The sequence below is a fragment of the Variovorax sp. UMC13 genome (genome assembly GCF_014170375.1).
GTDB lineage: Bacteria > Pseudomonadota > Gammaproteobacteria > Burkholderiales > Burkholderiaceae_C > Variovorax.
In genome coordinates, this window is the sequence record NZ_LZZW01000010.1 from 302,750 (window position 1) to 321,938 (window position 19,189).

19 protein-coding genes are annotated in these 19,189 nt (G+C 70.6%); 3 read left to right on the plus strand and 16 right to left on the minus strand.

The window, feature by feature from the left end; translation table 11 throughout:
- Positions 1 to 20: 20 nt before the first annotated feature.
- The 8 genes from A9977_RS06375 to A9977_RS06410 all read right to left on the minus strand — a co-directional run bounded on the left by A9977_RS06375 (position 21) and on the right by A9977_RS06410 (position 7,897).
- Positions 21 to 722 (minus strand): fumarylacetoacetate hydrolase family protein, encoded by a 702-nt coding sequence (locus A9977_RS06375; protein WP_183024029.1) that lies wholly within the window; start codon positions 720 to 722, stop codon positions 21 to 23.
- An 82-nt stretch (positions 723 to 804) separates the two neighbouring features.
- Positions 805 to 1,761: an ABC transporter substrate-binding protein gene (locus tag A9977_RS06380; RefSeq protein WP_183024030.1), complete on the minus strand. Its 957-nt coding sequence runs from the start codon at positions 1,759 to 1,761 to the stop codon at positions 805 to 807.
- A 33-nt stretch (positions 1,762 to 1,794) separates the two neighbouring features.
- Entirely contained in the window at positions 1,795 to 2,943 is a 1,149-nt protein-coding gene (locus A9977_RS06385; protein WP_183024031.1) for a cytochrome c, read from the minus strand.
- A gap of 13 nt (positions 2,944 to 2,956) precedes the next feature.
- Entirely contained in the window at positions 2,957 to 3,730 is a 774-nt protein-coding gene (locus A9977_RS06390) for an ABC transporter ATP-binding protein (protein ID WP_183024032.1), read from the minus strand.
- Complete coding sequence (locus A9977_RS06395) at positions 3,724 to 4,791, minus strand: ABC transporter permease (RefSeq protein ID WP_183024033.1); 1,068 nt, start codon at positions 4,789 to 4,791, stop codon at positions 3,724 to 3,726. The genes A9977_RS06390 and A9977_RS06395 overlap by 7 nt, the downstream gene beginning before the upstream one ends.
- Complete coding sequence (locus A9977_RS06400; protein ID WP_183024034.1) at positions 4,788 to 5,786, minus strand: ABC transporter substrate-binding protein; 999 nt, start codon at positions 5,784 to 5,786, stop codon at positions 4,788 to 4,790. Before A9977_RS06400 ends, A9977_RS06395 begins: the two co-directional genes overlap by 4 nt.
- A 28-nt stretch (positions 5,787 to 5,814) precedes the next feature.
- Complete coding sequence (locus A9977_RS06405; RefSeq protein WP_183024035.1) at positions 5,815 to 6,639, minus strand: class II aldolase/adducin family protein; 825 nt, start codon at positions 6,637 to 6,639, stop codon at positions 5,815 to 5,817.
- Positions 6,640 to 6,790: 151 nt separating this feature from the next.
- Complete coding sequence (locus A9977_RS06410) at positions 6,791 to 7,897, minus strand: LLM class flavin-dependent oxidoreductase (RefSeq protein WP_183024036.1); 1,107 nt, start codon at positions 7,895 to 7,897, stop codon at positions 6,791 to 6,793.
- 147 nt (positions 7,898 to 8,044) lie between these two features.
- On the opposite strand from A9977_RS06410, the gene A9977_RS06415 reads away from it, so the two are divergent.
- The 3 genes from A9977_RS06415 to A9977_RS06425 all read left to right on the plus strand — a co-directional run bounded on the left by A9977_RS06415 (position 8,045) and on the right by A9977_RS06425 (position 11,283).
- Positions 8,045 to 9,256, plus strand: a complete 1,212-nt coding sequence (locus A9977_RS06415; RefSeq protein ID WP_183024037.1) for an acyl-CoA dehydrogenase family protein — start codon at positions 8,045 to 8,047, stop codon at positions 9,254 to 9,256.
- Between the two features lie 31 nt (positions 9,257 to 9,287).
- A complete protein-coding gene (locus A9977_RS06420) occupies positions 9,288 to 10,925 on the plus strand; it encodes a rhodanese-related sulfurtransferase (RefSeq protein ID WP_183024038.1) in 1,638 nt (545 codons plus the stop codon).
- 136 nt (positions 10,926 to 11,061) lie between these two features.
- Positions 11,062 to 11,283, plus strand: coding sequence for a hypothetical protein (locus A9977_RS06425; RefSeq protein ID WP_183024146.1), 222 nt, complete (start codon positions 11,062 to 11,064; stop codon positions 11,281 to 11,283).
- A gap of 32 nt (positions 11,284 to 11,315) precedes the next feature.
- Here the strand turns inward: A9977_RS06425 and A9977_RS06430 are convergent, their stop codons facing one another.
- From A9977_RS06430 to A9977_RS06465, 8 genes are all read right to left on the minus strand, one after another.
- On the minus strand, positions 11,316 to 12,794 hold the full coding sequence (locus tag A9977_RS06430; protein WP_183024039.1) for a DEAD/DEAH box helicase: 1,479 nt from the start codon (positions 12,792 to 12,794) through the stop codon (positions 11,316 to 11,318).
- 111 nt (positions 12,795 to 12,905) lie between these two features.
- Positions 12,906 to 13,784, minus strand: coding sequence for a neutral zinc metallopeptidase (locus A9977_RS06435; RefSeq protein ID WP_183024040.1), 879 nt, complete (start codon positions 13,782 to 13,784; stop codon positions 12,906 to 12,908).
- A 49-nt stretch (positions 13,785 to 13,833) separates the two neighbouring features.
- On the minus strand, positions 13,834 to 14,088 hold the full coding sequence (locus A9977_RS06440) for a hypothetical protein (RefSeq protein WP_183024041.1): 255 nt from the start codon (positions 14,086 to 14,088) through the stop codon (positions 13,834 to 13,836).
- 115 nt (positions 14,089 to 14,203) lie between these two features.
- Positions 14,204 to 14,770, minus strand: coding sequence for a dCTP deaminase (gene dcd / locus A9977_RS06445; RefSeq protein ID WP_183024042.1), 567 nt, complete (start codon positions 14,768 to 14,770; stop codon positions 14,204 to 14,206).
- Between the two features lie 56 nt (positions 14,771 to 14,826).
- Entirely contained in the window at positions 14,827 to 16,119 is a 1,293-nt protein-coding gene (gene guaD, locus A9977_RS06450) for a guanine deaminase (protein ID WP_183024043.1), read from the minus strand.
- A 57-nt stretch (positions 16,120 to 16,176) separates the two neighbouring features.
- The gene (locus tag A9977_RS06455; protein ID WP_183024044.1) at positions 16,177 to 17,274 is read right to left on the minus strand and encodes a BMP family ABC transporter substrate-binding protein; all 1,098 of its coding nucleotides are present in this window, start codon (positions 17,272 to 17,274) and stop codon (positions 16,177 to 16,179) included.
- Between the two features lie 84 nt (positions 17,275 to 17,358).
- Positions 17,359 to 18,306 carry a fumarylacetoacetate hydrolase family protein gene (locus tag A9977_RS06460; RefSeq protein WP_183024045.1) on the minus strand — a complete coding sequence of 316 codons (948 nt, stop codon included), beginning with the start codon at positions 18,304 to 18,306 and terminating at the stop codon, positions 17,359 to 17,361.
- On the minus strand, positions 18,303 to 19,175 hold the full coding sequence (locus tag A9977_RS06465) for an extradiol ring-cleavage dioxygenase (RefSeq protein ID WP_183024046.1): 873 nt from the start codon (positions 19,173 to 19,175) through the stop codon (positions 18,303 to 18,305). The genes A9977_RS06460 and A9977_RS06465 overlap by 4 nt, the downstream gene beginning before the upstream one ends.
- Positions 19,176 to 19,189 lie beyond the last annotated feature (14 nt).

Here is a 19,189-nt window from a genome sequence, read left to right on the forward strand (position 1 = left end):
CCAAGCCGCGCACCGCCGCTTCAGGCGACCTCGACTGCCAGCACCCCCACGCCCGCCACCGTGCCGCGCAGCCGGTCGCCGCGCTGCACCGCGCCCACGCCGGCCGGTGTGCCGGTGAAGATCAGGTCGCCGGGCTGCAGCGTGAACAGCGTCGACAGGTAGGCGATGGTGTCGGGCACGTTCCAGATCATGTCGGACAGGTCGCCGACCTGGCGCTGCGCGCCATTGATCTCGAGCCGGATCTCGCCCGCGGCCGGATGCCCGGCTTGTGCCACCGGCACCAGTTCGCCGCAGGGCGCGGAGCCGTCGAAGGCCTTGCCGGTGTCCCAGGGCCGGCCCGCCTTCTTGGCCTCGGCCTGCAGGTCGCGGCGCGTCATGTCCAGGCCCACGGCATAGCCGTAGACATGCGCGAGCGCGTCCGCCGCGGCGATGTTCGCGCCGCCCGTCTTGAGCGCCACCACCAGTTCGATCTCGTGGTGCACGTCGCTCGACAGCGTCGGGTAGGCGAAGGCCGCGCCGTCCGCGACGATGGCGTTGGCCGGCTTCATGAAGAAGAAGGGCGGCTCGCGCTCGGGGTTGTGGCCCATCTCGCGTGTGTGTTCGGCGTAGTTGCGGCCCACGCAGAAGATGCGGTTGACCGGGAAGCGCGCGCGCTCGCCCGCGATGGGCAGCGAGTGGACGGGCGCGGGGGCGATGGCGTAGCGGGTGTCGGTGGAAGTCATGGATCGACTCTAGCCAGCGACGGCCCGCGCGCCGGGCACGCGTCTACGCAGGTCTTGGACTCCGCTACGTTTCAGCGTTCGCTCAGCCGGCCACGCTGAAGCCGGTGTCGAAGGTCCCCTTCACATCGAGCGGCTGCTTGATCAGCCCGACCTGGCGGTAGAAGTCGGCCGTGGCCTGCTGGTCGGCGACCACCTGCGCGTCGATGGCCACCCACTTCTGCTGGCGGCGTTCGAACTGCAGCTTCGCCGCCTCGGGCGGGATGCCGATGATCCGGGCCAGCGCGGCCGAGTAGGCGTCGACGTTGTCGTAGGACCAGCGCTGCGCCTTCACCACGCGCTGCAGGAAATCCTGCAGCACCGGCCGCTTGGCGGCGATGGCGCCGTCGGTGGCGGCGAGGTAGCTCAGGCCCGGCAGCAGGCCGCGCCCGCTGACCAGCACCCGCGCGTGCTTGCTGACCTCGGCCAGCGCGGTGTAGGGCTCCCAGGTGGCCCAGGCGTCGACCGAGCCCTGCGTGAGCGCCAGCTTGGCATCGGCGGGCGCGAGAAAGCGGATGTTCACGTCCTCGGGCTGGAGGCCGGCCGAGCCGATGGCCTTGAGCGCCACGTAGTGCCCGATCGAGCCGCGGTTGGTGGCGATGCTCCTGCCCTTGAGCTCGGCCGCGGACTTCAGTGGCGAGTCGGGGCGCACCAGCACGGCCGTGCCATAGGCATCGGAGCGGTTGGCACCGATGGCCTTGACGCGCGTGCCCGCGGCCAGCGCGAAGATCAGCGGCGCATCGCCGATCGGTCCCGAATCGACCGCGCCCGCATTGAGCGCCTCGGCCAGCGGCGCGGCGGCCGGGAACTCCGACCACTGGATGTCGTAGCCCAGACCCTCGAGCCCGCCCGCGGCCTCGAGCAGCGCGCGCAGGCCGCCCTTCTGGTCGCCGGCCTTGAGCACCGGGCGGGACTGGGCATGCGATGCGACGGCGGGCAAGGCCAGGGCCGCGGCGGTGCCGAGGGCCTGGGTCACGAACTGGCGGCGGGAGGAGAAGGTCATGGCTCGATTTCTTTCTTTGAGAGAGGGGAGAATTCAGTGGACGAAGCCGCCCTTGACGAAGCGCACCGGCTGCGCGTCCATGCGGCGGATCAGCGCCTCCAGGCCGTCGGTGGGCGGTGCAGCGTCCACGGCGCGCGGCGCGATCTCGGTGCGGCACAGCAGGTCGTCGTCCGACCAGCCGGCCTGGCCCGGCCGTCCGAGCGCGCGCAGCCAGCCGTCGCGGTCGGCCAGCAGTTCAGCGCCGGCCAGCGCCGCGCTGCCCGCGACCTGCGAGAACGCGGCCCAGGCGGCGTCGCCCTCGAGCACGCAGCCCGCGCTCGGCGCGGCCGAGGCGGCGGGTCGCAGCCAGACCGTCACCAGGCGTGGGTCCTCCAGGGGCGGCGCGCCCGCGGCCACGATGCGCACGCGCTGGCCGCGCCAGCTCGCGAGCGGGCGCGCCGGGCCGCCGTCGCAGCGCACGCCGGCATCGGGCAGCGCCACGGGCAGCGCCCAGGCGCCGGTCGCGCGCAAGGTCTCGCCCGCGGCCTGCGCCTTCATGAAATCGATCAGCGCCCAGGCCTCGTCGTCGCGCAGCACGGCGCCGAAGGCCGGCATCGACGGCGCGCCGTGGCGGTCGCGCGTGCCGTTGAGCACATGCCACAGCAGGTCGCCGTCGGCGCGCCGCCACAGCAGCGGACCGCTCAGGTTGGGCGGCCATACGGGCTGCGCGGCCGCAAGCGGCCCCTGCCCTCGCCCGTCGCTGCCGTGGCAGGCGATGCAATGCTGCGCATAGAGCGCGCGGCCCTGCGCGATCGATTGCACCGTGAAGCCGCTGGGCGAGCGATGGAAGCTGGTCGGCGTGGCCGGCACCCAGGCCACTCGCGCGTCGGGCCAGGGCGCGAGCAGCAACAACAAGGGCACGCTGGCCAGCAGGGGCCAGCGGCGGCGGCGCCAGAAGACCGCCAGCAGCAGCACGAGGGCGCACAACGCGAGCACAGCCACCGTGAGGCCCAGGCGCCGCGCCTGGCCCAGGTCGATCAGCAGGTTCTCGCCCGACAGCCGCCAGGCCCAGGGCCAAGCCGGCTGGCCATGGCTGGTGCCCGCCAGGCCCAGCCAGCCGAGCAGGCGCAGCAGCGCGAGTTGCACCGACTGCAGCAGCGCGATCAGGCCGTTGAGCCAGCCGCCCTCGGTCCAGGCGCTCACGCCGTCGCTCGGCTCACCATGTCGCGTCCAGTCCGAGATGCCGCAGCGCCTCGTGCCGCAGCTCGACCAGCCGCGGATGGTTGCGGTGCCGCGGGTACGGCAGGTCGACCACCAGCTCGGCCACGATGCGCGCCGGGCGGTCGCTGAGCACGATCACGCGCTTGGCGAGGAACAGCGCCTCCTCCACGTCGTGCGTCACCAGCAGCGCCGAGAAGCCGGCGCGCTGCCAGAGCTTGACCAGCTCGCTCTGCATCGCGATGCGGGTGAGCGAATCGAGCTTGCCCAGCGGCTCGTCGAGCACCAGCAGCTGCGGGTCGTTGACCAGCGCGCGCGCCAGCGCCACGCGCTGCGCCATGCCGCCCGAGAGCTGGTGCGGGAAGCTCTTCGCAAAATCGGCGAGGCCCACCAGCGCCAGCGCATCGTCGACACGCGCACGCTGCGTCTTGAGCAGGCCGCGCGCCTGCAGGCCCAGCGCCACGTTGTCCCAGACGTTGCGCCAGGGGTAGAGCGTCGGGTCTTGGAACACGACGATGCGCGAGGGGTCGGGCCGGGTGATGGCCTCGCCGTCCTGCGCGATGCGGCCCACGGTCGCGGGTTCGAGCCCGGCCACCAGGCGCAGCAGCGTCGACTTGCCGCAGCCGCTGGGGCCCAGCAAGGCGACGAACTCGCCGGGCTGCACGCGCAGGTCGATGTGGTCGAGCACCTGCAGCACGCCGTCCTGCTGCTTGAACCAGTGGCTCACGCCCTCGATGTCGATGTGGGCGCCGGCCGTGGCGGTGGCTACCATTGGACGGTCCCCTTCTGCCACGACAGCGCGCGGTCGCGCACCGTGAACAGCAGCGTGATCAGGCCCGAGCACAGCACCGCCATCACCCCCAGCGCCGCGTACATGTTGGCGTAGGCGGCCCAGCCCTGGGCCCACTGCAGGTACCAGCCCAGGCCGGCCTTGACGCCCATCATCTCGGCCGTGACCAGCACCGAGAACGATGCGCCCAGGCCCATGAACAGGCCCACGAACACCTGCGGCAGCGCCGCCGGGATCGCCACCCGCCGCACCAGGAACCACTCGGAGGCACCGAGGGTGCGCGCCACGTCGTAGTAGCTCTTGTTCACCGAGGCCACGCCCGACCAGGTCAGCACCGCCACCGGGAAGAAGGTGGCGAGCCCGACCAGGAACACGGCCGCGGCATAGCTCGAGGGCGCGAAGAAGAAGGCCAGCGGCAGCAGCGCCGACGCGGGCACCGGCCCGAGGAAGCGCAGCACCGGGTGCACCCAGTAGCCCGCGATGCGCGACCAGCCGATCCACACGCCGGTGCCGAAGCCGACCAGCGCGCCCAGCACGAAGCCGTGCGCGAGCAGGCGCAGCGAATGCACGGTCGAGAGGCCGAGCCGGGCCCAGTCCTCGTAGGCCACGTCGATCAGGCTCTGCGGCGGCGCGAAGAAGGGCGGCGGCAGCAGGCCCAGCTTGGCCGTCAGCAGCTCCCACAGCGCCAGCAGCAGCGGCGCGGCGATCAGCCACTGGCCCGCGGGTCGCAGCCGGCGCCCGGCCGCACCGGCGTGCGCGCCGAGCAGCGCCACCAGCAGCAGCAGCACGCCCGCGACCAGCGCGGCCACGCCGAGCTCGGTGGTGAAGGTCCAGTCGTTGAAGCCCACTTCCTTGTTGGGCCAGTAGAGCGTGAGCGCGCCGAAAGCCAGCCAGGCGATGGCCGCGACGATGCCGGTGCGCCAGAGACCGGTGACGACGGCGTCCTGCAGGGATGCGGGTACGGCCGTCGCGCGCGGGGTCTGCGCTCGCACAGGCGCGGGCCGTTCGAGGTGCCCCCCCAAAACCTGCTCAGCGGTCGTCATGCCAGCACATCCACCGCCACGTGATTGGCGAGTCGCACCGGATCGGTCGAGGCCTTGAGCACGCCGACCGAGCGGAAGTCGCGCGCATAGAACTCGACCTCGTCGCGCAGGTTCTTGCCCACCGGATGGTGGCCGTGCGTGAGCGTGCCCAGCAGCGCCTGCAGGTCTTCCACCGGCACCTTGGGCGAGTACTTGGCGAACAGCTTGGCCGACTCGTTGGGGTTCTCGGCCACGAAGTCCGAAGCCTGCACGATGGAGCGCACCAGCGCCGCCACCGTGGGCTTGTCCTTGCGCACCAGCTCGCCGCGCGCGCCGACGATGCAGCAGACCTTGTCCTTGTATTCGCCCGAGAGGTTCGACGCCAGCTCGACGTAGCGGCCCTTGTTGCGCTTCTCGATCAGGTAGAGCGTCGGGTCGCCGTCGGCGATCGCCTGGATCTCGCCCTTGTTGACCGCGATGTCGAGCAGGTCGGCCGGGTACTGGCGCCAGGCCACGTCCTTGTCGGCATCGATGCCGTTCTTCTTGAGCAGGATGGAGAAGAAGTTCTTGCCCGGGCTCGCGATGTCCGACACGCCGATGGTCTTGCCCTTGAGCTTCTGCAGGTCGGTGATGCCGGCCTCCTTCACGCCCACCAGCCGCACGCAGCCGCCGTGCGAGCTGCCCACGATCTTCACGTCGAAGCCCGACTCCAGCGGCTTGAGCCAGCGGTGGATCATGCCGACCGCGGCATCGGCCTTGGCCGTGGCCAGCGACTCGAGCAGCTGGTCGGTCGAGCCGGTGTAGTTGATCAGGTCCACCTGCAGGCCGTTCTTCTCGAAGAAGCCGCGCTCCTGCGCCACCACCACCGGCGACAGGCAGAAGGCCGATGCGTTCCAGGCGAAGGTGAGCTTGCGCGGCTGCGACCAGGCGCGCGAGGCGAGCAGGCCGCTCGATGCGACGACCGCGGCGGCTCCGCCGGCACGCAGGACGCCGCGGCGTGAAAGGGATGTGTTCATGCTGGAGGGACCTCGTTTACTTTTGGATTTACAGGAGCAGTTCGGGCTCGGCCTCGACCAGCCCTTCGTAGAGGCTCTCGAAGGCATGGCGCGCGCCGTCGGGCCCGCCGATCTGGCCGTGCGTGTGGCGTGCCACCGCCTCGTCGATGGGCTGCGGCGTGCCGGCGGCCTCGGCCAGCAGCTGCGTGTGGCAGGCGTTGTCCAACGCGATGTACCACCAGGCCGCGGCCTCGACGCTCGGGCCTGCGGTCAGGATGCCGTGGTTCTTCAGGATCGCACCCTTGCCGTTGCCCAGCGCCTTGGCGATGCGCAGGCCTTCGCTGTCGTCGACCACCATGCCGGTGAAGTCGTCGAACAGCGCCACGTCGCCGTGGAACACGCAGCTGTCCTGCGTCAGCGTGTCCAGCTTGCGGCCCAGCGTCGACCAGGCCTTGCCGTAGGTCGAGTGGGTGTGGGCCGCGGCGACGATCCCGGGGTTGTATTCGTGGATGGCCGCATGGATCGCGAAGGCCGCCTTGTTGAGCGGCCGGTCGCCGATCACGGTCTCGCCCTTGGCATTGACCAGCAGCAGGTCCGACACCTTGATGCGCGAGAAATGGATGCCCAGCGGGTTGACCCAGAAGTGATCGGTCAGCTCGGGGTCTCGCGCGGTGATGTGGCCGGCCAGGCCTTGCGCGAAGCCGAAGCGCGCGAACAGCCGGAAGGCGCCCGCCAGCCGCTCCTGCCGATGGCGGCGCTCGGCCTCGACACTGGTGCGCGGCGTCGGCGGGTCGAACCAGAACTTCTGCTGCGGGTTGGGGTTGAGCTTCAGCGGCTGGGCCGCGTGGCGGTCGATGGAAAGAACGGCGCTCATGGGGTTTCCTCGTGTGTGGGGGGTATTGCTCCTTCCCCCTCCGGGAGAAGGCGGGGATGGGAACTTGACGGCATCAAGCGCCGTCACGGCATCCAAGGCCGCGGGCCCCCACCCCAACCCTCCCCCGGGAGGGGAGGGAGAAAGAAAAAAGTCAGGCCGCCTTGCGCGCCGAAGCGATGCGCTGCGCCACCAGCTCGTGCGTGCGCGGGATCAGCGCGCGCCCGTAGTCGCTCGCGTCCTCCAGCGGGTCGAAGCCGCGGATCAGGAAGGTGGTCACGCCCAGGTCGTAGTAGTCGAGCAGCGCATCGGCGACCTGCTCGGGCGTGCCGACCAGCGCGGTGCTGTTGGAGCGACCGCCGATCTCCTCGGCCACCGCGGTCCAGAGCCGCTTGTCGACGCGCGAACCCTGCGCCGCCGCGGCCAGCAGGCGCTTCGCGCCTTCGCTCTGCTGCGGTCCGCCACGGTTGTAGCCCTGCACCACGCGCAGGCGTTTGGTCTCGGCGAGGATGGTCTCGGCGCGCGCCCAGGCCGCCGCTTCGGTCTGCGCGAGGATCGGCCGGAAGGACACCGAGAAGCGCACGCTGCGCCCGTGCTTCGCGGCCTCGGCGCGTACGCGGGTGGTCAGCTCGCGCGCCTGGTCCAGCGACTCGCCCCACAGTGCGTACACGTCGGCATACCGGCCCGCGACCGGGATCGCCGCCGCCGATGCGCCGCCGAAGTACACCGGCACGTGCGGCTTGCCCTGGCGCGTCTGCACCGGCTTGACCTCCGAGAAGGCGTTCTGGAAGCGGTAGTGCGCGCCTTCGTGGTCGAAGGGCTTGTCGGACTGCCACACCTTGTGCAGCACCTCGAGGTACTCGTCGGTGCGCGCATAGCGCTGGTCGTGGTCGAGCCAGTCGCCGTCGCGCTTCTGCTCGTCGTCGGAGCCGCCCGAGATGTAGTGCACCGCGAGCCGGCCGCCGCTGAACTGGTCGAGCGAGGCGAACTGGCGCGCCGCCAGCGTGGGCGACACGAAGCCGGGCCGGTGCGCCAGCATGAAGTGGATGCGCTCGGTGACCGAGGCGGCGTAGGCGACGGTCAGCGTCGCGTCGGGACCGGTCGAATGGTGCGGCACCAGGATGCGGTCGAAGCCCGCGTTCTCGTGCGCCTGCGCGAAGGCCTTGACGTAGTCGCGGTCGATCGCGGGACCGCTGGGCGCATGGACTTCCGAGACCTTCTGGCCCTGGATCATGCCGATGAATTCCATGGGACTGCTCATGGGTTTTCCTTCGACGTGGACGTGCAAAGCGGGTTGCAGGACCGAGACCGTAAGCGCCGCCCGACCCAAACCCAAGGAGGAAAAGCGCGTTTGGATATGCGCGAAACTTTGTTCGCCCGGCCGGGGCTCGCGCTTACCGTCGCAGGCATGAGCACCCACGCCCTGCAACGCACCGCCCTCCCCCCCGCGCCCGCCACCGACGACGTGGTGCTGGCGCAACTGACGGCCCGCTTCGCCGCGACCGCGGCCGACCACGACCGCTACGGCAGCTTCCCGCACGACAACTTCGCCGCGCTGCAGCAGCACGGGCTGATCGCGCTGGTCGCGCCCACGGCCCTCGGCGGCGGCGGCGCCTCGCTGGGCACGGCACGGCGCGTGATCGCGGCGGTGGCGCGCGGCGAGCCCGCGACCGCGCTGATCCTCACCATGACCTACCTGCAGCACAGCACGATCACGCGCGCCGACAGCCGCTGGCCGCGCCACCTGCGCGAACGCGTGCTGCAGGACGCGGTGCGGCACGGCGCGCTGGTGAACGCGCTGCGCGTGGAACCGGCGCTGGGCTCGCCCGCGCGCGGCGGCCTGCCCGGCACCCTCGCCCGCCGCGACGGGGAGGGCTGGACGATCGACGGCCACAAGCTCTACACCACCGGCATCGAGGGCCTGGGCTGGCTGTCGGTCTGGGGCCGCACCGACGAGGCCGAACCGCGCGTCGGCACCTTCCTCGTGCCGCGCGATGCGCCGGGTGTGCGCGTGATCGAGAGCTGGGACCACCTGGGCCTGCGTGCCTCGGGCAGCCACGAGGTGGTGTTCGAGAAGGTGCGCATCCCGCTCGACCATGCGGTGGACCTGCGGGCCCCGGCCGACTGGGCACCCGACGCCGGCAGCCAGACCGACATCGACGGCCACGCCACGCAGAACGCCTGGATGGTGGTGCTGCTGGGCTCGCTCTACGACGCCATTGCGCAGGCCGCGGCCGACTGGCTGGCGGCCTTCCTCCACGAACGCGCCCCCGGCAGCCTGGGCGCGCCGCTGGCCAGCCTGCCGCGGGTGCAGGAACAGGTGGGCGAGATCCGCGCGCTGCTGCGCAGCAACCGGGTGCTGCTCGACCAGGCGGCGGCCGAGGTCGATGCCGGGCGTGCGCCTTCCGTGGTCGACAGCGGCCTGCTCAAGTACACCGTGACGCGCGACGCGGTGCGCGCGGTGGAGATCGCGCTGCAGCTGTGCGGCAACCACGGCCTGAACCGCCGCAACCCGCTGGAGCGCCACTACCGCGACGTGCTGTGCAGCCGCATCCACACGCCGCAGAACGACGCCATCCTGCTGGCCGCGGGCAAGGCCGCGCTGCGCCCCGCGGCCTGAGGCGCCGCCGAACGATCGACAATCCCTTTCCATGACCACTGCCACGCTCACCCCCGCCGACGTCCGCCACCACCTGCTCGCGCGCGACACCGAGATCGCGCTGCTCGACCTGCGCGAGGAGGACCCCTTCGCCCAGGAACACCCGCTGTGGGCCGCCAACCTGCCGCTGTCGCGCATCGAGATCGAGGCCTGGCGCCGGATCCCGCGGCGCGATACGCTGATCGTGCTGTACGGCGAACACGGCGGCATCGACCTCGCGCCCCAGGCCGCGAAGGTCTTTGCCGCGCTGGGCTACACGAATGTCCACCGGCTCGAAGGCGGCCTCGAAGGCTGGCGCGCGGCGGGCGGCGAGCTGTTCCGCGACGTCAACGTGCCGAGCAAATCCTTCGGCGAACTGGTGGAGCACGAGCGGCACACGCCCTCGCTGTCCGCGCCCGAGGTCAAGGCGCTGGTCGATGCCAAGGCCGACGTGGTGGTGCTCGATGCGCGCCGATTCGACGAGTACCAGACCATGAGCATCCCTTCGGCCACCAGCGTGCCCGGCGCCGAGCTGGTGCTGCGGGTGCGCGCGCTGGCGCCCGACCCGGCGACGCAGGTGATCGTCAACTGCGCGGGCCGTACGCGCAGCATCATCGGCACGCAGTCGCTGGTCAACGCCGGCATCCCCAACCCCGTGGCGGCGCTGCGCAACGGCACCATCGGCTGGAAGCTGGCCGGCCAGGTGCTCGACCATGGCGCCGACCGCCAGGCGACCGCCCCGCTGTCCGACGCGCAGCGTGCCCAGGCGCAGGCCGATGCGCGCCGCGTGGCCGACCAGGCCGGCGTGCGCCGCATCGCGCTGGCCGCGCTGCACACGCTGGAAGCCCCCGGGCGCACCGTCTACCGCTTCGACGTGCGCACGCCCGAGGAATACGCCGCCGGCCACCTGCCGGGCTTCGCCAGCGCGCCCGGCGGCCAGCTGGTGCAGGAGACCGACCACCAGGTGCCGGTGCGCGGCGCGCGCATCGTGCTGGCCGACGACGACGGCGTGCGCGCCGCGATGAGCGCCTCGTGGCTCGCGCAGATGGGTTGGGAGGTCTATGTGCCGAGCAGCGTGCCGGACGCCGCGGCGCTCGGCGAGAAGACCGTGCCTGCGCCCGCCTACCCGTCGGTGGCCGCCGTGGTGGCGGACATCACGCCCAGTGAACTGGCGGCGCTGCTGAAGCTGCCTTCAGGCACGGCCGTGATCGACGTGACCACCAGCGCCAACCACGTCAAGCGCCACATCCCGGGCGCCTGGTGGGCGATTCGCGCGCAGCTCGCGGATGCGCTGGCCGTGGTCCCGGCCGTGCAGCGCTATGTGTTGACCTGCGGCAGCAGCCTGCTCGCGCGCTATGCCGCGGCCGACCTGCGCGCGCTGCTCGACGCGCGCGGGCAGCAGGAGGTCGAGGTGGTGGTGCTCGCGGGCGGCAACGCCGCCTGGTTCGCCGCCGGCTTCGAGGGCGAGAGCGGCGAGGCGCGGCTGGCCAACCCGCGCACCGACCGCTACCGCCGGCCCTACGAGGGCACCGACGCACCGGCCGAAGCCATGCAGGCCTACCTCGACTGGGAGTTCGGCCTGGTGGCGCAGCTGGGGCGCGACGGCACGCACCACTTCAGCGTGATCGGGCAACCGCCGAAAGCGGCCTGAAAGCATCGCAACGCGGCCGTCACAGTATGTAGGCCGGGTAAAGGATCGCGCGGCGCAGCGACATCCGTCATCGGCCAAAGCGCCTGGACGTTGGTGGGGGACACCCACAACAACACCTGTCAGGAGCTTTGCCATGATCAGACTTCCCGTCCTTGCCCTGTCCGCCGCCACGCTGGCGGCGGCCCTCACCGGCTGCGTGGTCGCACCGGTGGCGCCCGCCTACGCAGCGCCGCCGGGCGTGGCCTATGTGGCGCCGACCTATGTGTCGCCGGGTGTGGGATTCGTCTGGGCCTACCACCCGCGCTATGGCTGGGGCTGGCACCACCCCCAATACGGATGGCACCGTGGATGGCGGTGACCGAAGCGCGCGCTGCGCGCTTCGTTTGAGCCTCAGCTCGGCTCGGCGCTCTTGAACAGCGCCGCGACCTTGCGCTTGGGCTTGATGTTGCTCGAGATGCCGCGCGCGGGCGCGGCCTTGGCGGCGGCCTCCCAGGCGGGGGTGGCGTCGGGCTCGCCCGGTTCGTAGGGCTTGTCGAAGAAGGGGTCGCGCGAGGCCGAGCGGTGCGGACGGCCGGCGGGGCCGCGCGCGGGGCTGCTGCTGCGCACTTCGCCGCGGGGCTCGCGCGGGGCGTCGAGCTTGTCGAGCACGTCGCGTGCATCGCCGGCCTCGCCCTCCTCGCGCCAGTGGCGGCGGCCGTCGTTGATGCGGCCGCGCGGGCGGTCTTCCTCGTACTCCATGGCCTCGAGCTCGATCGGCTTCTTGATCAGCTTCTCGATGTCGGCCACCAGGCGCGCGTCGTTGCCGCCGCTGGCGAAGCTCACGGCCAGGCCAGAGGCGCCGGCGCGGCCGGTGCGGCCGATGCGGTGCACGTAGTCTTCGGCGTTGAACGGGATGTCGAAGTTGAACACCGCCGGCACGTCCTTGATGTCCAGGCCACGGGCCGCGACGTCGGTGCACACCAGCAGGTCGACTTCGCCCTTCTTGAAGGCCTCGAGCGCCTTCAGGCGTTCGTCCTGGCTCTTGTCGCCGTGCAGCGCGGTGGTCTTGAGGCCTTCACGCTCCAGCGAGCGGGCCAGCCGGGCGCAGCCCAGCTTGCTGTTCACGAAGACGAAGGCCTGCGTGATGCCGCGCTGGCGCACGATCTGCTTGAGCGCGCGGCGCTTGTCGTCGTCGCCCACGCTGTAGAAGCGCTGCTCGACGGTCGATGCGGTTTCGTTGGGGCGCGCCACCTCGATGGTGACCGGCTCCTGCAGGTAGCTGCCGGCCAGGCGCTTGATCTCGGGCGAGAAGGTGGCCGAGAACAGCAAGGTGGTGCGCTGCTTGGGCAGGTAGCTCAGGATGCGCTGCAGGTCGGGCAGGAAGCCGATGTCCAGCATGCGGTCGGCCTCGTCGAGCACCACGTACTCGACCTGGTTGAGCACCGCGTTCTTGGCCTCGATGTGGTCCAGCAGCCGGCCTGGCGTGGCGACCAGCACCTCGACGCCCTTTTTCAGTTCCAGCGTCTGGGGTTTCATGTCCATGCCGCCGAACACCACCGCGCAGCGCAGGTTGGTGTACTTGGCATAGAGCTTGACCTGCTGGGCGACCTGGTCGGCCAGCTCGCGCGTGGGCAGCAGCACCAGCGCCCGCACCGGATGGCGCGCGGGCGAGGTGGAGCTGTTCTCGTGCTTGAGCATGCGCTGCAGCAGGGGCAGCGAAAAGGCGGCCGTCTTGCCAGTGCCGGTCTGGGCGGCGCCCATCACGTCCTGACCCGACAGCACCACCGGAATGGCCTGTTCCTGGATCGGCGTCATGGTCTCGTAGCCCATTTCGGCTACGGCGCGCGCCAGCGGTTCAGCCAGCGAAAGATTGGAGAAGGAGCTTGTCATGAAGCCCGCTATTGTCGCACCGCGGCAAAAAACGGCGATGACAACGCGGAAAAGCGGCTTTTCAAGCCGCTCCGGTGGCGCGAAAACCACGCACCGCGACGCTTACAGTCTTTACAACTGCTTGGCAGCGAAGGTGTCGCAAGCCTGCATGCTGCCGGTCTTGTAGCCGTTGCCGAACCAGCGCTGGCGCTGGGCGCTGGTGCCGTGCGTGAAGCTGTCGGGCACCACCGCGCGGCCGGCCGAGCGCTGCAGCGCGTCGTCGCCGATCTTCTGCGCCGCGTTCATGGCCGACTCGATGTCGCCCGGGTCCAGCCACTGCTTCGACTGCTGCGAGCGGTTGGCCCAGACGCCCGCGAAGCAGTCGGCCTGCAGTTCCACCCGCACGCTGACCGCGTTGTTCTGGGCCTGGCTGAGCCGCCCGCGCATGCCGTCGACCTTGGCCGTGATGCCGAGTTCGTCCTGCACGTGGTGGCCGACCTCGTGCGCGATCACGTAGGCCTGGGCGAACTCGCCCGGCGCCCCGAGGTCGCGCTTGAGCGTGTCGAAGAAGCCCAGGTCGATGTAGACCTTCTTGTCGCCGGGGCAATAGAAGGGGCCCATGGCCGACTGGCCGGTGCCGCAGGCCGTGGGCGTGGCGCCGCGGAACAGCACCAGCCGCGGCGCGGTGTAGCTGCCGCCGTTCTGCTGGAAGGCCGCGGTCCAGACCACCTCGGTGTTCTTGAGCACGGTCGAGACGAAGGCCGCCTCGCGGTCGTCGGGCGGCGGCTTGTGGGCCGGGCCCTGCTGCTGCACCTGCGGGGCCGGACCGCTGCCGCTGAGCAGGCCCAGCACGGTGAGCGGGTTGATGCCGAAGATCCAGCCCGCGATCAGCGCGACCGCGACCGTGCCGATGCCGACGCTGCGCCCGCCGATCGGGAAGCCACCGCCACCGCCGCCGCCATCGCGGCGGTCTTCGACGTTGTCCGACTGTTCATTGCCTTCCCATCTCATCGCGCTCTCCTTCGCCGGTGGATGACGGCGACGCCCGGATCGTACGCGCTCAACGGGCCGAAACGTAACTGACGCTGAGCAGGCCGCCCGGTTCGACGGCGCGCTGCGAGGCGGTCGCCGAGCTCTGCGTGTTCGCTGCGCTCGTGCCCTGGCGTTCGGCCGCGTAGAAGCGCTGGGCCTTCTCGACCTGCGAACGGGTCAGCGACACCATCCAGACGATCTGGACCAGCACGACGGCGAACAGGACGGCGAGCAGCAGCCAGCGGTAGGGACGCGGTTGGCGCAGGGCATTCGACTTGGGCATGGGAGGCTCCGGTACCGCGGGCACAGCGCGGTCGGGAGCGATATTGCAGCGCCGGTGCCTGCAAGCCACAGGCGCCGGGGCGCGACCGGCTGTAGGACCGAAGCGGCCCCGCGCCTCAGGTTTTGGGCAGCGTGACGCCGCGCTGGCCCTGGTACTTGCCGCCGCGGTCCTTGTAGCTGGTCTCGCAGACCTCGTCGCTCTCGAAGAACAGCACCTGCGCGCAGCCCTCGCCCGCATAGATCTTGGCCGGCAGCGGCGTGGTGTTGCTGAACTCCAGCGTCACATAGCCTTCCCACTCGGGCTCGAAGGGCGTGACGTTGACGATGATGCCGCAGCGGGCATAGGTGCTCTTGCCCAGGCAGATGGTCAGCACGTTGCGCGGGATGCGGAAGTACTCGACGGTGCGCGCCAGCGCGAAGCTGTTGGGCGGGATGATGCAGTAGTCGCCGTGCATGTCGACGAAGCTCTTCTCGTCGAAGTTCTTCGGATCGACCACGGTGCTGTGGATGTTGGTGAAGACCTTGAATTCGGGCGCGCAGCGGATGTCGTAGCCGTAGCTCGAGGTGCCGTAGCTGATGATCTTCTGACCCGCGGCCTCGCGCACCTGGCCCGGCTCGAAGGGCTCGATCATGCCGTTCTGCTCGGCCATGCGCCGGATCCACTTGTCGCTTTTGATGGTCATGTCGGGTGTCCTTAGGGGGCGCTATTCTAGGCACCCCGTCGCCCGGACCGGCGCGCTCAGCCCGGCAGTGCCTGCGAAATCACCGTCCGCTCGATCAGGCGGTCGTCGCCCAGCACGATCATCGCGAACAGCAGCTCCTCGAGGTTCTGCGCCAGCCCGGTCTTGCGCGCCAGCAGCGGCGTGGCCTGGGGGTTGATCACCACGAAGTCCGCCTCGCAACCCGGCTGCAGGTTGCCGATGGTGCCGGCCAGGCCCAGCGCCTCGGCCGCGCCGCCGGTGTGGCGCCACCAGAGTTCGGAAGGGGCGATGCTGATGCCGGGCTTGGTCTGCCCCTCGCGGCCCACGTAGTAGGCGGCCAGCATGGTGGTGAAGGGGCTGAAGCTGGTGCCGCCGCCCACGTCGCTGGCCAGGCCGTAGCGGTAGCCGATGCGGTCGGCGCCTTCGAAATCGAAGAAGCCGCTGCCCAGGAACAGGTTGCTGGTCGGGCTCACCGCGGTGGCGGTGCGGGTGGCGCGCATCAGCTGCCGGTCGGCATCGTCGAAATGGATGCAGTGGGCATAGACCGCGCGCTCGCGCATCAGGCCGAAGCCGTTGTAGACCTCGAGGTAGGAGCGCGCCTGCGGGAACAGCTCGCGCGCCCACTTCACCTCGTCCTTGTTCTCCGCCACGTGCGAATGGACCCAGGTGTCGGGGTAGCGCGCCGCCAGTTCGCCCGCGCCGCGCAACTGCGCATCGGTGCTGGTGGGCGCGAAGCGCGGCGTGATCGCATAGCCCAGCCGGTCGACGCCGTGCCATTGCCGGATCAGGTCTTCGGTGTCGACCAGGCTCTGCACCGTGTCGTCGCGCACGCCGTCGGGCGAGTGGCGGTCCTGCAGCACCTTGCCGGTGATCATGCGCAGCTGACGGCGTTGGGCCGAGGCGAAGAAGGCCTGCACCGAGGGCACGTGCGAGGTGGCGAAGGCCAGCGCCGTGGTCACGCCGTTGCGCAGCAGCTCGTCGAAGAAGACCTCGGCCACCGCGGCCGAATGGGCCGGGTCGGCGAAGCGGCTCTCGGCCGGGAAGGTGTAGTTCTCCAGCCAGGGCAGCAGGCCGTCGGCGGGCGCGCCGATGATGTCGGTCTGCGGGAAATGGATGTGCATGTCGATGAAGCCGGGCGCCAGCATGCGGCCGGGCCAGTGCGTGACCGCCGCATCGGGGTGGCGCGGCGCCACCGTCGCATGGCTGCCGGCTTCGAGCACGCGCTGGCGGCCCTGGGCATCGGGCGCGACGACCAGCAGGCCGTCGTCCTCGTAGAGGGGGCGACCGTGGTCGTCGAAGCGCAGGAGGGCGGCGCGGTAGGCTCTTTTCATCGTGGCCGAAGCCTAGCGCAAGACGCGCCGGCGCCGATCCACCGCCGCGTATAGCGGCTATCGGGCGACACGCCCCTGCACGCCCTCGACCAGCCAGTTCATCTTGAGGACCTGCTCGTCGGCCAGCGCGCTGCCCTTGGCGATCACCACATGCCCGTCGTTGTCGCGCACGTCGGCGGCCACGGCCGCGAAGGGCCGCAGCTGGCCCGCGGCGATGTCCTTCTGCCGCGCCAGCACCTCGTCCTGCACCGCCTTGGGTACCTTGGGGCCGAAGTCGCCCACGCGGATCATTCCTTCCTTGACGCCGCCCCAGAGCTTGCCGCTCTTCCAGCTGCCGTCGAGCACGGCGCGCGCGCGCTGTGTGTAGTAGCCGCCCCACTGGTGCGTGACCGCGACGATCTGGGCGTCGGGCGCGACCTTGCGCATGTCGGAGTGGTAGGCCACCGCCATCTTGCCGCGCTCCTGCGCGGCCGCCATCACGGCGGTCGAGCCGGTGTGGAAGGCGATCACGTCGGCGTCCTGGTTGAACAGCGTCATGGCGGCGTCGCGCTCCTTGGGCGGATCGAACCAGACGTCGAGCCACACCACCTTGACCTGCGCCTTCGGGTCGACCGAGCGCATGCCCAGCGTGAAGGCGTTGATGCCCTGCAGCACCTCGGGCATCGGGAAGCCCGCCACGTAGCCCGCCACGTGCGTCTTGGTCATGCGCCCGGCCGCCACGCCGGCCAGGTAGCGGCCCTCGTAGTAGCGCGCGTTGGCGGTGGCGACGTTGGGCGTGGTCTTGTAGCCGGTGATGGACTCGAACTTCACGTCGGGGAAGTCCTTCGCGACCTTCAGCGTCGGCTCCATGTAGCCGAAGCTGGGCGTGAAGATCAGCTTGTGGCCCTGCTGGGCCAGGTCGCGGATCACGCGCTCGGCGTCGGCGCCCTCGGGCACGTTCTCGACGAAGGTGGTCTGCACCCTGGGGCCCAGCGCGGCCTCGACGGCCTTGCGGCCCTGGTCGTGCTGGTAGACCCAGCCCGCGTCGGCCAGCGGTGCGACGTAGACGAAGCCGATCTTGAGCGGCGGCGCGGCGGGCGCAGCGCTTTGTTGTGAAAAGGCGGGAGACGAAAAGCAACAGGCAGCCGCGAGCGCGGCCACGAGGTTTTTGTACATGGTGTTCCTCTACATGGCCCCGGTGAATGAAAAACGCGCTGCAGCCGGGACGCCTGCAACGCGGGGCGGTATTTTAAGCCACCGTCAGCGCCCCGCCTTGGCCCGGCGCAGGTTGTCCTTCAGATGCTCCGGCACGCGCTCGTCGAAGCCCAGCGCCACGCGGCGCACCTCGGGCGTGTCGGTGGGCGCATGGCCCACGCCCAGCGCGCTGGCGCGCGGCGCGTCGATGGCCACCACCGTGCCCTCGACCCGGCCGATGCCGCTGATCTCGCAGGCCACCACGTCGCCCGCATCGACCGAACGCGAATGGCAGGGCGTGCCCATCAGGATCACGTCGCCCGGCAGCAGCGTGATGTGGCGCGCGATGTCGGCGATCACGTAATGCGGGCCCCAGATCGTCTCGTCGCCGATGTGGGCCTCCTGCACCACACGGCCGTTGACCGTGGTGCGCAGGGTCTGGGCGAACAGGTCGACGCCACGCACGATGCCGGGCCCGATGGGCAGCAGCGTGTCGGCGCCTTTGACGCGCAGCATCGCGCCCTGGTCGGTGTCGCGGAAGTCCTGCAGTCCCATGTCCAGCGCGGGGCAGAAGCCCTCGATGAAGTCCCAGGCCTCGTCGGGCGTGACGTTGCGGCAGGTCTTGCCGATCACCACCGCGTACTCGCCCTCGTAGTTGAGGTACTTCACGTCGGCCGGCTTGAGGATCTGGCCGCCGTGGCCGTTGAGCGCCGTCGGCGGCTTGGTGAAGTAGGTCGGCGTCTCGCTGGGCTTGGGCTTGTTGCGGGTCTCGTGGCTGCGCGAGCTGTAGGAGATATGGACCGCGATGATCTTGCTGGGCGAGACCGGCGGCAGGTAGTGCGGGCCTTCGGCCTCGAGCAGCCGGCCGTCGTCGAGCCGCAGCCGGCCGGCGTCGGCGCCCTCTTCCACCACCGTGCCCCAGAAGGCGCTGCCGCCCACCAGCACGCGGCGGCGCTCGACGCGCGGGCCGCGCATCACGGCGGGCAGTTCATGGAAAGGAAATTCGAAGTTCATGGCGTTCCCTGAAACCACATGTGGATGTTGCCGGTGCCTCTCGCGTTTTCATACGCCGAGAGCGTCTCGCCCGGCGTGCGGCATTGCGCCCCGCCCAGCGCGCCCAGCATCTGCAGGTAGTGCGCGCCGAAGGCCTCCCAGGGCAGGCGGCGGTACTCGGTGTCCCAGCGCTCGAGGATCTGGTCGTGCCGGCCCTGGCGCAGCAGCTCGATCGCGCCCTTGTCGCTCGCGATGTTCTCGGGCCGCGACACGTTGCTCTCGTGGAAGATGCGCGGATGGTTGGGCTTCCAGTCGATGCCGTTGAACTTGTGGCTCAGCGCGCCCGAGGCGATCAGCAGCACGCGCAGGTCGCTGCGTTCGATCGCTTCGCCGATGGCCTCGCCCGACTTCAGGAAGTGCGGCCACTCGCAGTTCTGGCACGAGCTCACCGTGACCACCGGCAGCGCCGGTTCCTCGAAGCGCAGGTGCTTCACGAGGTTGATGGTCGGGTACTGCCGGCCCAGGTCCGGGTGGGCGATCACGCGGTTGTAGCCGCCGCGCTCGCGCGACACCGTCTCGATGGCCTGCGCCAGCGCCGGATGGCCGCGGTAGTCGTAGGGCACGCCGTGCAGGTACCAGGGCATCTCGTCGGAGGTGTACATGCCGCTGTACTGCCGGCCGCCGTCGACCAGGTGGTAGCCGGTGGTGAACCAGTGGGTGTCGAAGATCACCGCCACGTCGGGCTTCGCTTGCGCGATCTTCGCGCGCAGCCGGGCGTAGCCGGCGATCAGGTCCGAGTCCTCGCCCGCGCCCTGGAGCCGGCGGAATTCCTCGCACTGCATCAGGCCCGGGTGGTGCGAGACCAGCGCGGCGCCAACGATCGTTCCCATGTGTTGTTTCCTTT